The organism is Neptuniibacter sp. QD37_11, from assembly GCF_047778105.1.
Taxonomy (GTDB): Bacteria; Pseudomonadota; Gammaproteobacteria; order Pseudomonadales; family Balneatricaceae; genus Neptuniibacter.
The window spans coordinates 589550-603519 of the sequence record NZ_CP180552.1; the positions used below are offsets into that span (position 1 = coordinate 589550).

General features: G+C 44.8%; 15 protein-coding genes. All 15 read left to right on the plus strand.

Annotation, left to right across the window (positions count from 1 at the left end; all coding sequences use genetic code 11):
- Positions 1-39 precede the first annotated feature (39 nt).
- Positions 40-1788, plus strand: coding sequence for a flagellar hook-length control protein FliK (locus ACMXYT_RS02500; RefSeq protein WP_415900069.1), 1749 nt, complete (start codon positions 40-42; stop codon positions 1786-1788).
- A 190-nt stretch (positions 1789-1978) separates the two neighbouring features.
- A complete protein-coding gene (locus ACMXYT_RS02505) occupies positions 1979-2503 on the plus strand; it encodes a flagellar basal body-associated FliL family protein (RefSeq protein WP_415900070.1) in 525 nt (174 codons plus the stop codon).
- A 32-nt stretch (positions 2504-2535) separates the two neighbouring features.
- Complete coding sequence (gene fliM / locus ACMXYT_RS02510) at positions 2536-3513, plus strand: flagellar motor switch protein FliM (RefSeq protein WP_415900071.1); 978 nt, start codon at positions 2536-2538, stop codon at positions 3511-3513.
- Between the two features lie 35 nt (positions 3514-3548).
- Positions 3549-3989 (plus strand): flagellar motor switch protein FliN, encoded by a 441-nt coding sequence (fliN, locus tag ACMXYT_RS02515; RefSeq protein WP_415900072.1) that lies wholly within the window; start codon positions 3549-3551, stop codon positions 3987-3989.
- Positions 3990-3992: 3 nt separating this feature from the next.
- Complete coding sequence (fliO, locus tag ACMXYT_RS02520; protein WP_415900073.1) at positions 3993-4445, plus strand: flagellar biosynthetic protein FliO; 453 nt, start codon at positions 3993-3995, stop codon at positions 4443-4445.
- Positions 4432-5181: a flagellar type III secretion system pore protein FliP gene (gene fliP, locus ACMXYT_RS02525; protein ID WP_415900074.1), complete on the plus strand. Its 750-nt coding sequence runs from the start codon at positions 4432-4434 to the stop codon at positions 5179-5181. Before fliO ends, fliP begins: the two co-directional genes overlap by 14 nt.
- A gap of 13 nt (positions 5182-5194) precedes the next feature.
- Positions 5195-5464, plus strand: a complete 270-nt coding sequence (gene fliQ, locus ACMXYT_RS02530; protein ID WP_415890231.1) for a flagellar biosynthesis protein FliQ — start codon at positions 5195-5197, stop codon at positions 5462-5464.
- Between the two features lie 4 nt (positions 5465-5468).
- Complete coding sequence (fliR, locus tag ACMXYT_RS02535; RefSeq protein WP_415883428.1) at positions 5469-6242, plus strand: flagellar biosynthetic protein FliR; 774 nt, start codon at positions 5469-5471, stop codon at positions 6240-6242.
- A gap of 9 nt (positions 6243-6251) precedes the next feature.
- A complete protein-coding gene (flhB, locus tag ACMXYT_RS02540) occupies positions 6252-7391 on the plus strand; it encodes a flagellar biosynthesis protein FlhB (RefSeq protein WP_415900075.1) in 1140 nt (379 codons plus the stop codon).
- A gap of 143 nt (positions 7392-7534) precedes the next feature.
- The gene (gene flhA, locus ACMXYT_RS02545) at positions 7535-9643 is read left to right on the plus strand and encodes a flagellar biosynthesis protein FlhA (RefSeq protein ID WP_415900077.1); all 2109 of its coding nucleotides are present in this window, start codon (positions 7535-7537) and stop codon (positions 9641-9643) included.
- A gap of 42 nt (positions 9644-9685) precedes the next feature.
- Complete coding sequence (gene flhF, locus ACMXYT_RS02550) at positions 9686-11122, plus strand: flagellar biosynthesis protein FlhF (protein ID WP_415900078.1); 1437 nt, start codon at positions 9686-9688, stop codon at positions 11120-11122.
- Between the two features lie 15 nt (positions 11123-11137).
- Positions 11138-11965: a MinD/ParA family protein gene (locus ACMXYT_RS02555; protein ID WP_415900079.1), complete on the plus strand. Its 828-nt coding sequence runs from the start codon at positions 11138-11140 to the stop codon at positions 11963-11965.
- A gap of 12 nt (positions 11966-11977) precedes the next feature.
- Positions 11978-12688, plus strand: a complete 711-nt coding sequence (locus tag ACMXYT_RS02560) for an RNA polymerase sigma factor FliA (RefSeq protein WP_415900080.1) — start codon at positions 11978-11980, stop codon at positions 12686-12688.
- Positions 12689-12768: 80 nt separating this feature from the next.
- A complete protein-coding gene (gene cheY / locus ACMXYT_RS02565) occupies positions 12769-13152 on the plus strand; it encodes a chemotaxis response regulator CheY (protein WP_040661672.1) in 384 nt (127 codons plus the stop codon).
- Between the two features lie 18 nt (positions 13153-13170).
- Positions 13171-13968, plus strand: coding sequence for a protein phosphatase CheZ (locus ACMXYT_RS02570; protein ID WP_415900081.1), 798 nt, complete (start codon positions 13171-13173; stop codon positions 13966-13968).
- Positions 13969-13970: the final 2 nt, after the last annotated feature.

A 13970-nucleotide genomic window follows, 5' to 3' on the forward strand; every position in this document is an offset into this window, starting at 1 on the left:
TGCTTTATTAAAATCAGGCAATATTAATAGGAGCCTGTAATGAGTGAGCAAGTATCCCCGTCTACTGGAGGCGGATTATTATCTCTTAATTTATCTATAACCCCTCAGAGTTCGCCGTCTGCAGCCTCTGGGACTGTTCCTCTATTAGGTGGTTTTGGAGCAGTTCTTAATCAGCAGACTGACGCCAGCGTGCCTGTCGCTAAATTTTCTGGCGGCGGGATGTTGCCGCCTGAAGGGGAGGCTTTGCCGCAGAAATTAGAGCAGCTGCTTCCTGAAGATCAGATGCAGGATCAGCTACGCCAAATCGCTCAGCTATTAGAGCAGCAATCGGCACAAGATACTCAGTTACCGCCAGAGCTGAGTGCAGAACTAGCCAGAGCGCTGCGCCAATATACCGAGCAGCAGCCGATATTGCCGGCCACAGATAATGGCGGTAAAGAGGTAGGGCTTCCAGCAAATGCAAGTTCGGATAAAGTGGTTACGGTTCCCAATAGCTCTGGTGTTGCTAGAGTGGGGAGCGAGAATCAAGTTGTTATTACGCCTCCGCCCAAGACTGCTGCAGTTGATCTGAATGCAAAGGTCGCTTCCGCACAGCAAGAAGTTGAAGCTTCGCGCGCTAATACAAATTCTGGTCAAATTCCTGCTGAAGAGGTGAGTAATTCTCAAGCTCAACCATCAGTAGATGTTAAGAGTGCTGTCTCTAAAGCCTCAGCGGCCACATCTCCGAATTCAGCTCAACTCACTGAGGTTCAGGATTCGCAACAATTAGTTGCAAAAGACAATGCAAATGCTGCTGATGTTCCAGGTTCAAATATTCAAAATCAGCAAGCTACTCAGCAGCCTCTAAGTCAGCAAAATATTCAGCAATCTCAAGTTACAGTTAATGCTGCAGCAGATATGTCTAATTCACAGCAGGCAGTAGCTAATGATGCGTCCGTTAAGGTGGGTGCACCATCTGTAAATGCTCAGGCGGATATAACGTCCGCTCCAGTTAAAGGTGCAAATCCAGTTGCTGCTACTGATGCTGATGAAGTGAAACTGTTTGACCCAACTGCAAGAAAGGTTGAAGTGGATGCTGCTAAATCAACTAATCGTGCAGTAACAGAACCACTAGTATCTGTACAAGGCGCTAAATCGGATTTGGTTCTTAATTCACAGACTGATAACAGTAGTATTAAGAAGATTGAATCTGCTTTGGAGATGACTCAGCAGTTGATGCAAAAAGTGTCTGCAAGTGAAAAGGGTGATGTGACAGCTACACAGGTAGTGGAGCGTTTAGCCTCAAATACTATAGGTCAGGTTAATTCTGCTTCGCCTACAGCGGCTCAAAAGGTTGTTACTGATGGACAAAATTTGATGATGCCGCAAAATGTTAAGGTGAATACGCCTGCCTGGAATAATGCGTTGGGCGAACGAGCAATCATGATTGCAGCTCAAAATACGCGTGTCGCAGAGATTAGGTTGGATCCACCAGAGTTGGGTTCGCTTAATATTCGAGTGAATATCAATCAGGATCAGGTAAGTCTTAACTTTACCTCTCCGCATGCACATGTCAGGGATGCGGTTGAGCAAAGTTTACCTAGGTTACGAGAGATGTTTGCTGAGCAGGGTTTAGCGCTGCAGGATTCCTCTGTTTCTGATCAGTCCGCAGACCAGCAACGACGAGAGCAGTTTGCAGATGGGGATGGCTCAGGTAATCAGTATGGTGGAAGCGTTGGTGTCGAAGGGGAGGATGGTGCTCAACCAGAAAATGCTCGATCGGTATCTCTGGTGGATTATTACGCTTAATTGAGCGGATTGTGAGCTTTGTTCAGCGAATATAATTTATGCTTTTGCAAAGCTCTTTGCTCTAAATCGTATTTTTGTTTGTTCTTGATCTTCAGCCTTAAAATCAGTGTGTTATATTAGGCGCAATACTGTTTTTAGCGATATGTAGTTCATACTGTAGAGTGTCGCGTTTTTTGTTGGAGATATAGAGATGGCTGAAGAGCAGGAAGCAGGCGCTGAAGGCGGCGAAAAGAAATCATCTAAGCTCAAGTTGATCATCATTGCTGTGCTTGCGCTAGTTGTTGTTGGCGGTGGTGGTGCTGCCGCTGCTTTGTTTTTCTTAGGTGGCGATAACGAGCCTGCGGCTGAAGAAGCTGCGCCAGCTGAGCCTGTTCGAGCTGAGGCTATCTACACCAAAGTGAGAACTATGGGCGGCAAACCAATGTTTGTTGTAACTCTGCAGTCAAGTGATAATAGGCCGCACTATATGCAGTTGTATGTAGAAGCAAAAAGTCGGGATCAGGCTGTAGCAGATGCTTTGACATTGCATATGCCTCTGGTTGTTTCGCGCTTAAACAATTTATATAGCACGCAAGATTTCCGCACTCTGCAAACGGTTGAAGGTAAAGAGGCATTGTTACAAAGCTCAACTGACCTTGTGCGCGAGATTATGCAGGAAAAAATTGGTAAGCCGGGTGTAGAAACGATCTTGTTTACTAACATGGTTATGCAGTAATGCAATTTAGGCTGATAGGAGATTATTCCTAAATGTCGGTCAAAGACTTACTTTCGCAGGATGAAATCGATGCACTGTTGCATGGTGTCGATGATGGGGATGTTGAAACATCTGACGATGCGGAAGTAGAAGAAGGCGATGTCCGAGGCTACGACCTTGCCAGCCATGAACGAATCGTTCGTGGCCGAATGCCTACGCTCGAAATGGTCAATGAGCGTTTTGCACGTTATACCCGTATTAGTCTTTTTAACCTGTTACGTCGCGCGGCAGATGTGACCGTAGGTGGTGTTCAGGTGATGAAATACGGCGACTATATTCATACCTTGTACGTTCCTACCAGTATGAACCTCATCAGAGTCAACCCTCTACGTGGTACCGCTCTGTTTATCATGGATGCTAAGCTGGTATTTAAACTGGTGGATAACTTCTTCGGTGGTGATGGGCGTCATGCCAAGATCGAAGGACGAGAGTTTACGCCAACAGAGACGCGTCTTATCCATAAAGCTTTAGAGCAGTTCTTTATTGATCTGGAAGAGGCGTGGGCTCCGGTAAAAGAGCTTACCTTTGAGCATCTCGGTCATGAAATGAATCCGGCGATGGCTAACGTTATCAATCCAACTGAAGTTGTAGTTGTAAGCACTTTTCAAGTAGACCTGGAAGGTGGTTCTGGTGAGTTCCACGTGGCGATGCCGTATTCAATGTTGGAGCCGATTCGTGATCTTCTCGTCTCTGGTTTCCAAAATAGCGAAGATGAAAAGGATGAGCGTTGGCAGATAGCTCTGCAGCGGGATATTTTAATGGCTGGTTTGCCATTGGAGATGACCTTAGCGAAACAAGAAATGACGCTAAGGGATGTTGTTGAGTTGGAGGTTGGTGATGTTATTCCAATAGAGCTACCGGAAAAATTTGAGTTAAAAGCTAACAAAGTACCTGTTTATAATTGCACTATGGGTGTTTCTCGAGGCAATTTGGCCGTTAAAATTGTTGATCAAATTCAACGCCCTAAATAAGTGTGCAAGCGATTGTATTATAGAGAGCAAAAGCGATGAGTGATGAAACTGAAGACCAGCAAGCGTTAGCTGACGAATGGGCTGCGGCCATGGAAGAGCAGGTCACTGAAGAGGGGGGCGAAACAGTCGACCCTGATGCTTTGCTTGCTGAAACAGGTGTGACGGGTGATTCAGTTGAGTTGGATGAATTAACTGATGAAGGCGCGCCAGTCACAGATCCTAAGCTTGATGTAATTTTGGATATTCCTGTAACGCTCTCTATGGAAGTAGGTCAAACGGATATTCCAATTAGTAACCTGTTACAACTTAATCAGGGATCTGTTATTGAGTTAGATCGTGTTGCAGGTGAGCCTTTGGATGTAATGGTGAATGGAACACTCATCGCGCATGGTGAAGTGGTTGTTGTAAATGATCGATACGGCATTCGTCTGACCGATGTGATCAGCCCTCAAGAACGAATCAAGCGTCTTAAATAACCTATGCGGTCTTGGTTGTTATGTCTGCTTGTAACTATCTCACCCAGTGCTTTTGCGTTGGGTGTTGAAACTGCTTCGGGTGCTAAGCCTTCAGTCGTGCCTGTTACATCCTATCAAGAGCCATTCTCTGCTGCTGCTCTCACGCAATTACTATTAGGCTTGCTGTTTGTCATTGGTATGATTTTTATCCTTTCTTGGTGCTTTAGGCGTTTTAGCGGCGTTACGCCAATGGCTCGCCATATGAAGGTTTTAAGTGTATTGCCTTTGAGTACACGCGAAAAAGCAGTATTAGTCCAGGTTGGTGATAAGCAGTTATTACTGGGTGTGGCGCCAGGACGCGTTTCTCATCTGCACGCTTTTGATAAGCCTATTGTTGATGACCAGTCGAGTGAGAGCTTTGCTGCGCGCCTAGGAGAGGCTATTTCAAAGCGACGGAGCGTTGATGAGGCTGATTAAGTTAGTTTCAATTCTTCTTGTGTCCTTTCTTTTTCCACATCTAGCTTACGCTGCGGATGTGGGGATTCCGGCTGTAACGCTTACAACCGGAGAAAATGGTGAAAGTAATTACAGTGTGACACTTCAAGTGCTCGCGCTCATGACCATGCTGACATTCTTGCCAGCAATGCTCATGATGATGACCTCGTTTGCCCGTATTATTATTGTCTTTGCGATTCTCCGGCAGGCTTTAGGTCTTCAGCAAACGCCATCTAACCAGATCATGGTTGGTATGGCGATGTTTTTGACGTTGTTTATTATGACGCCAGTGCTGGATAAAGTTTACGTACAGGCTGTAACGCCTTATGTTAACGAAGAGATGGGGGTGTTTGAGGCTTTTCAGGCGGCAAGCAGCCCGTTTCGTGATTTTATGATGCTGCAAACCCGTGAAAGTGATCTGGATCTTTTTATGAGAATTTCAGGTACACCAGCCGTAGAAGCGGCTGAGCAGATCCCTTTTACCGTGCTTGTGCCTGCATTCGTAACTAGTGAATTAAAAACTGCCTTCCAGATCGGCTTTATGTTGTTTATCCCATTCTTGGTTATCGACTTGGTGGTTGCCAGTGTCTTGATGGCTATGGGTATGATGATGTTATCGCCAGTAATTATTTCTTTGCCATTCAAAATTATGCTATTTGTATTAGTGGATGGTTGGGCGTTGGTGATAGGTACATTGGCCGCCAGTTTTGGTATATAGCTAAGGAGGAAATATGACACCCGAAGTCGTACTTAGTCTCTTTGGCGAGGCGTTTTGGTTAATAGTCTTGATTGTTAGTGTCTTGATTGTACCAAGCTTGATAGTGGGTTTGGCGGTATCAACCTTTCAAGCGGCTACACAGATTAACGAACAGACATTGAGCTTTTTGCCTCGACTTATCATTACGATTCTTGTAATTATGTGGACAGGCCCTTGGCTTTTAACCAAGTTGACTGAGCATTTCACTACTCTAGTGAAAAACATCCCTTACCTTATAGGTTAATCCCTTGTTTGAGCTGAGTGTTCTGCAGATCGAACAGTGGGTAGCTGCATTTCTATGGCCTTTTTTTAGAATTGCTTCATTCTTTATGGCTGTGCCTTTACTAGGTAGTCAGCTTGTTAATGCTCGTGTGCGTTTGTTTTTGGCTCTTGCTGTAACCGTGGTGGTCGCGCCATTATTACCGGCGATGCCTGAGTTCGATGGACTGCATTTTAATACCTATCTAATTATTGCTCAGCAGATTCTGGTTGGGGCAATGCTGGGTTTCCTGTTTCAGGTTTTTTACCAAGTATTTGTCTTAGGTGGTCAGATGATCGCGCTTCAGATGGGTCTTGGTTTTGCGTCAATGACGGACCCTGCTAATGGTATCTCGGTTGTTATGTTGGGTCAGTTTTATCTGACATTGATTATGATGATCTTTGTGGCTCTTAATGGTCACTTGGTTATGATTGAAATAGTTGTGAGGAGCTTTGATGTTGTTCCTATAAGCTTGGAAGCAATAGACCGAAGAAGCTACTGGCGAATTTTGATGGCGGGTAGTTGGATGTTTTCAGCTGCTATGCTGATGGCGTTACCAGCGGTGACGGCTCTTTTAGTGGTAAACATGGCTTTTGGTATTATGTCTCGAGCTGCTCCGCAGTTAAATATTCTTGCGGTAGGCTTTCCATTTACCATGGTGCTTGGCTTATTTATTAACTGGGTAAACTTGGGTGGTTTCTTGGATCAGTATATGCGGATCTCTGCCTTTGTTTTGGATTATATCGAGAACCTTTTTCTGTGATGCGCGATTATGGCTGAAGATTCTGGTCAGGAAAAAACAGAAGACCCCACACCCAAGCGAATAAAAGAAGCTCGGGAGAAGGGGGACGTTCCGCGGTCGAAAGAGCTGGCTACAACGCTTGTGCTAATGGCTGCTGTTTTTTCTGTGATTATCTTTGGTGCTCAGTTAGCAAATAGCATGTTGGGTATCATGGAGAGTAATTTCATTCTCGGCCGCGCTGATGTATTTGATACTAATAAAATGTTGGCGCATTTTGGAGCTTCTGCTAAAGAGTCGCTCATGGGCTTAGCGGGAATATTTGGAGTTCTTTTGATTGCTGCTTTGGTTGGGCCTATTGCTTTAGGGGGCTGGAATTTTAGTGCGCAGTCAATTGCACCTAAAGGTAGTCGAATAGACCCTTTAGCAGGCCTTAAACGGATGTTTTCCCTCAAGTCATTGATCGAGCTTTTTAAGGCGATTGCAAAGTTCTCGCTTGTCGGTGGATTTGCTATATTGATTTTATGGACTATCAGGGGGGATCTGTTGGCGCTGGGTACCTTTGAGGCGCGACCAGCAATAGATGCGGCATTAGAGACCATAATCTGGGTATTTATGGCGCTTAGTGCAGTCTTGATTCTCGTGGCTGTGGTAGACGTGCCTTATCAGTTGTATGACTATACCGAAAAAATGAAAATGACCTTGCAAGAGGTTAAGGATGAGTTAAAAAATACCGAAGGTAAACCTGAGGTCAAAGGGCGTATCAGGCAGTTGCAGCGTGAAATTGCTCAAAGGCAAATGATGCAATCAGTGCCTGAGGCTGATGTAGTTATTACCAACCCGACTCACTACTCTGTCGCTTTAAAATATGAGAGTGAAGGGCGTGGTGCGCCGATTTTAGTGGCTAAGGGGGCGGACTTTGTGGCATTAAAGATCCGAGAAATAGCCGATGAGCATGATATTCCTATCCTTTCTGCGCCCCCTTTGGCGCGTGCAATCTATAATTCCACTGAAATAGATGACGAGATTCCATCTGGCTTGTATATGGCTGTGGCTCAAGTGCTTGCCTATGTCTTCCAGTTGAAACGATATAAAGAGCGTGAAGCTGAGCGTCCAAGTAACTTACAAGTTGATAAGTTACCTATCCCTGATGAATTCAAAGATGACCTTTAATTGGCGTAAAAATTGCAGAATTTAGGATCGGCATAACTATTCGTCAAAAAAACATCAGATTTTATTGCTTTACCTATATCTGTTTGTAAGGTGAATTGAGTGCTTATTGTTTTTGTGATGTTTTTTTGACGTTTGGGGTTTGAGTGGATAAAGCAGTTGTTTTAGAAAATGTTAAAAGTTTAGGGCGCGGTAATATCGGTGTGCCTTTGCTGCTGCTTGTTATTTTGGCAATGGTGACGTTGCCGGTACCTCCTTTTCTATTGGATGTGCTATTTACCTTTAATATTGCCCTTTCGATTGTTGTTCTATTGGTTTGTGTCTACTCAAATCGCCCGCTAGATTTTGCAATTTTCCCAACCATTATCCTTGTTGCGACACTGATGCGTCTTGCTCTGAATGTGGCATCGACTCGTGTGGTTTTGCTTTATGGTCATGAGGGGGGCGATGCTGCCGGTAAAGTGATCGAGGCTTTTGGTGAGGTCGTTATCGGCGGTAATTACGTTGTTGGTTTTGTCGTCTTCCTTATTCTAATTATTATCAACTTTGTTGTTGTGACCAAAGGTGCGGGTCGTATTTCGGAAGTAAGTGCTCGCTTTACCTTGGACGCTATGCCAGGTAAGCAGATGGCGATCGATGCTGATTTGAATGCGGGTCTAATTGGGCAAGAGGAAGCAAAAGCAAGGCGAGAGGATGTAACGCAAGAAGCCGACTTTTATGGTTCTATGGATGGTGCTTCTAAGTTTGTTCGTGGTGATGCGGTTGCGGGTATTTTGATTCTTGTAATCAATCTTTTGGGTGGCCTAGGTATTGGCATGTTGCAGCATGATCTCGATTTTGAGACTGCCATGCGTTTCTATTCGCTACTAACCATTGGTGATGGTTTGGTAGCGCAAGTGCCGTCATTACTACTTTCAACTGCTGCGGCGATTATGGTAACCCGTCAGAATGTTTCTCATGATATGGGTGGTCAGGTTGTATCGCAGATGTTTGCATCGCCAAAGGCTTTGGCGGTTGCTGCAGGTATTCTGACAATTATGGGTATTATCCCGGGAATGCCGCATTTTGCTTTCTTGTCGTTGGCTATTCTGGCAGGTGGTGGTGCTTGGTGGATTCACAAAAAACAAGTTGAGAAAGAGGCTGTACAAGAGGAGCAGGCGCAGCAAGAAGCTGAAATGTCTGAAGAGGACGAGTCAGAGAAGCGAGAGCTTGATTGGGATGATGTGATGCCGGTCGATATGGTTGGCCTTGAGGTGGGTTACCGCTTGATCCCAATGGTTGACAAAATGCAGGGTGGGCAGTTGTTGAGCCGCATCAAAGGTGTGAGGAAAAAACTGTCGCAGGACTTAGGTTTTCTGGTGCCGTCGGTGCATATTCGAGACAATTTGGATCTCTTGCCCGGCGCTTATCGCATTACTTTAATGGGCGTGGTTGTAGGTGAGTCAGAAGTATACCCAGACCGTGAACTGGCTATTAACCCAGGTCAAGTATTTGGTAAGTTGCAAGGTGTAGAAGTAAAAGATCCAGCGTTTGGTTTGGATGCGATTTGGATTGAGCAATCACAAAAAGAACATGCGCAATCACTGGGCTATACGGTGGTCGATGCCTCCACAGTAGTAGCGACGCATATGAATCAGTTGCTTCAGTCCCATGCTCATGAATTACTCGGGCATGAAGAGGTTCAGCAGCTATTGGATATGCTTACGAAGAGCTCTCCAAAGCTGGTGGATGAATTGGTTCCGGCTAAATTGTCGTTCAGTATTCTTCTCAAGGTGCTGCAGAATTTGTTGATGGAGCAGGTGCCGTTAAAAGATTTTCGCACGATTGCTGAGTCGTTGGCGGATGCGGTTAATAGGACACAAGATCCATTGGCTTTAACGGCTGCTGTAAGGGTCTCTTTGGCTCGATTGATAGTTCAGAACATTAATGGTTCTGAGTCGGAACTTCCGGTGATTACTTTGGCTCCGCAATTGGAGCAGCTCTTATTGAACTCTGTTCAGCAGGGGCAGGATAATGGATTGGTGTTGGAGCCGGGTATGGCTGAGAGGTTGCAATCTTCTTTGTCAGAGGCTGCAACGCAGCAAGAAATGATGGGGAGACCGTCGGTTCTTTTGGTCGCGGCGCCAGTGCGGCCGCTTATGGCTAAATTTGTTAGGTATGGCGAGCATCAAATTAATGTGCTCTCCTATCAGGAAATTCCTGAAAATAAAAAGGTCACAATTGTCTCGACAGTGGGAGGTGAAAATGCGGCATAAACGTACTTCAGCCCAGCTTGTTGTGGCCGATAAGGAATTGATATGAAAGTAAAACGCTTTTTTGCGCCAGATATGCGACAGGCTATGCAGCGGGTCAGGGATGAGATTGGTCCGGACGCAGTTATTGTGTCTAATCATCGTGTCGCTGGTGGTGTTGAAGTTGTGGCTGCTCATGAAAATGATTATGAGGCGGCTCAACAAGAGTTTTCTCGCAAACAAAAGAAAACGCAAAAACGGCAGTCCCAAATTGACGTGCTAACAGGTGGCGGTGCTTCTAATCGAGACTTAGAGGGCGAGCTACAAAAGGCGCGAATGCAAATAGCGGAAGCTCAGGGTAAGCAGGAAAGTCAAAATTATGACGTTCCAGGTCAGGTTAATAAGCAGATAGAACAAGACGATGATCTGCGAACAATTTTGGCTTCGTTGAAACAAAGGCAAAAACAGAAAGCTAATACGGCTCATCAGAACTTTATGCAACAGCCCGCTGTTGATGATCCTGGGCTCGGTTTAGATCTGCAAAGTGAATTGTCTATGTCAGCTGCGCCTTCAAATGAAGGGGCCGAACATCTTATTCAGTCAATGCAGGACGAAATTGCGCAGCTTAAAAACCTACTAAGTCAGCAAGTTTTAGCCCAAGGTAATGTGCAAGCGTCTGCTCCTACAAAATCTCCATTGCAGAAAAAATTTGAATTGTTAGGTGTGAGTGAGAAATTATCTACGCATCTACTTTCTCATGTTGAATCAGGTTTGGCGCCGGATAAAGCATGGAAAAATGCGCTGACGCGCTTGTCGGATGCGATCCCTGTGATGGGTGAAGATTTTATCGAACGCGGTGGAATGATCGCTTTTGTCGGACCAACAGGTGTCGGAAAAACTACAACCATTGGTAAGCTTGCAGCGCGTCATGTACTGAAATACGGTAGCTCAAGTATGGCGTTGGTAACGACTGATACCTATCGAATTGCGGCACATGAACAGTTAAGAACCTTTGGGCGAATTCTTGACGTTCCGGTTCGAGTTGTTGATGAAAATAATAGTTTGGATGACGTTTTGCACTCTCTGCGAAACAAGAGATTAGTGCTGATAGATACTGCCGGATTGAATGCAAATGAGCCGCATAGTGAGGCTCAATTGGCCATGCTGGAGGGTGTAAGTTTGCGTCTTAAGAAGCTATTGGTCGTTTCTTGCAGCAGTCAACGCAGGGTTGTTGAACAGGCATTCAATGCTTATCAGGGGTTAGGCTTGAATGGTTGTGTGCTGAGTAAGATGGATGAATCGGGTAGCTTAGGTGAAGCTATTTCTTTGATCGTCGAAAAGCGTTTGCCTGTTTCCTACGTTACCGATGGACAGCGTATCCCTGATGATATTGATATTGCCAAAAAACATGAGTTGGTTAGTCGAGCTGTCATAACGGCTCAACGAGCTATAGAAGCAGAAAAGAAAATGTCTGCGCTCGATTCAATCTATAAAACGGGTTAATGGTGGGAATTAATAATGAATCAACATAAACCCGTTAAAGTAATTGCGGTAACCGGTGGTAAAGGCGGCGTTGGGAAAACTAACGTCTCGGTGAATTTGGCGTTAGCTTTAGGTGATCTAGGTCATAAATCTATCTTGATGGATGCTGATTTAGGTTTAGCAAACGTCGATGTGATGTTAGGTTTGCGTCCGAAAAAGAATATTGCTGATGTTCTGAATGGTGAATGTGGCCTAAAGGATATTATGCTGGACGTAGGCGAGCATCTAAAAATTGTACCGGCTTCATCTGGTACACAAGAGATGACAGCATTGTCACCGCATGAGCATGCAGAATTAATACATGCTTTTAATGAAGTGGCTGATGATACCGATGTTCTGATCATTGATACGGCAGCAGGTATTTCTGATTCGGTCGTGAGCTTTGTTAAAGCCGCACAAGAAGTTTTAGTAGTTGTTTGTGATGAACCCACCTCAATTACCGATGCTTATGCTTTAATTAAACTGTTAAATCGGGATTATAGGATGACCCGCTTCCGCGTTCTGGCCAATATGGTTCGAAGTGAGCAGGAAGGACGTAATATGTTTGGGAAGTTATTAACAGTTACTGATAGGTTTCTTGACGTGACCCTTCAATATGTAGGATCAATACCTTATGATGAAAATGTTCGTAAGGCGGTTCAACGTCAAGTGGCTGTTTTAAAAGCGTTTCCAAAGAGCAAAGTCTCCTTGGCATATCGTCAATTAGCGAATAAAGTAAATGGGTGGCCGGTTCAAACTGTGCCCCGAGGTCATTTAGAGTTTTTTGTTGAGCGGCTCGTTCAAGGAGTTCGCCCTTCGGACTAGCAAAGAGGCGGTATGTACAACCAGCTGCAATTACAAACGAGTGAAGAGCTAATTGAGCAGTATGCGCCGCTAGTTAAACGTATTGCACATCACTTGCTTGCTCGCTTGCCTGCGACTGTAATGCTGGATGATCTTATACAAGCAGGCATGATCGGTTTACTTGAAGCCGCAAGTAAATACGATGCTTCAAAAGGAGCGAGCTTTGAAACTTATGCAGGGATCCGCATTCGTGGCTCCATCATTGATGAAGTACGCCGTGGTGATTGGACGCCGCGTTCGGTACATCGAAATAGTCGTCGCGTAACAGAAGCTATTCAGCAGATAGAAGCTCGAACAGGACGCGATGCAACAGATTCAGAAGTGGCTAAAGAGATGGGGATTAGTGTTGCTGATTACCATAATTTGCTTAAGGATAGTTTGGATAGCAGACTCTTTAGTTTCGAGGAGATGATCAATCCTCAACATGAAGGTCCAGGGGAGTCTTTTGCTAACGATGATCCCGGTCCAAATCAAAATTTTGAGCGAGAAGCATTTTTAAAAGCGCTAAGTGCAGCTATAAATAACTTACCAGAACGGGAAAAGTTGGTGTTAGCGCTCTATTATGATGAAGAGCTCAATTTAAAAGAAATTGGTCAAGTTTTAGGTGTAAGTGAGTCTCGAGTTAGTCAGATCCACAGTCAAGCAGCGTTAAGGTTGCGTTCGCGACTAAGTGATTGGCAATAAAAAGGGTTGACCAGACTCAACGTAATTGCGGTAATTAAGTGTAGACTCAACAAGTTGCGTAGTTCTAACAGGAGGCCGTCTTGAATAAAGACATGAAAATTCTTGTAGTGGATGATTTCTCCACAATGAGACGAATTATTAAAAACCTATTGCGCGATCTGGGCATGACAAATGTTCAGGAAGCGGATGATGGTCAGACTGCACTGCCGATCCTTAAGCAAGGGGGAATTGATTTTCTGGTCACAGATTGGAATATGCCAGGAATGACCGGTATCGATCTTTTAAAAGAGGTTCGTTCTGATCCTAACTTAGCTCACATGCCAGTGCTTATGGTTACAGCAGAAGCTAAGAAAGAGCAGATTATTGCGGCGGCGCAAGCAGGGGTAAACGGTTATGTAGTTAAGCCATTTACTGCAGCAGTGCTGAAAGAAAAGATTGATAAGATCTTTGAACGCCTAGGATAAGAAATAGGGTCCGTTGTAATGATTGCAGGAACAGATAAAGGTGTAGGGCGCTTCGAAATGGAATTGCAGTTGAAGGCTCAGGAATTGGTTTCCGTCCTGAATGAAGGGAATCTCTCTGAAGCCATGGATCTGATCCAAGAACTCCATGAATTCAGACATAAGACCTTCTTTAGTGAAGTGGGTCATCTGACACGTGGCCTGCATGAAGCGATTAAAGCCTTTTCTTCAGAGCTAGGTACTAGCTTGGAATTGGATGATGAAGCAGCTCCTAAAGATGCGGATGCAGCTGATCGTCTCAATTATGTAATTGAAGTTACCGAAAAAAATGCACATGAAACCATGGACCGTGTCGATAAGGCGCTGGGTTTGGTTGATCGTTTAGATTCACAGAGTGAACGGTTTAAAGACCTATTGTCGCTAGTTGGTCAGTTAGAAAAAGAACACGACAATTTGAACGGCGTCTATGACCGTACATGTGCAGTAAAAGAAGAATCTGAAAAGACAATTGAAACTTTGCGGTCAGAGTTGACTGATATTGTGGTGTCTCAGAGCTATCAGGACATTACAGGGCAGCTAATCCGTCGTGTTATTAACTTGGTGACAAATGTAGAAACACACCTTGTTGGTTTGATGGAAATGGCTGCTCAGGTTGAAAAATTGTCGGGCATCGAGGTGCAAACCGCACCAGAAGATGACAAGCAGGATAATAAAAAGAATCCTATTCAGGCTGAGGGGCCGCAGGTCAACAAAGATAGTGCTGATGTAGTCAGTAACCAAGATGAAGTTGATGACCTGCTTTCCAGTCTGGGTTTTTAAGA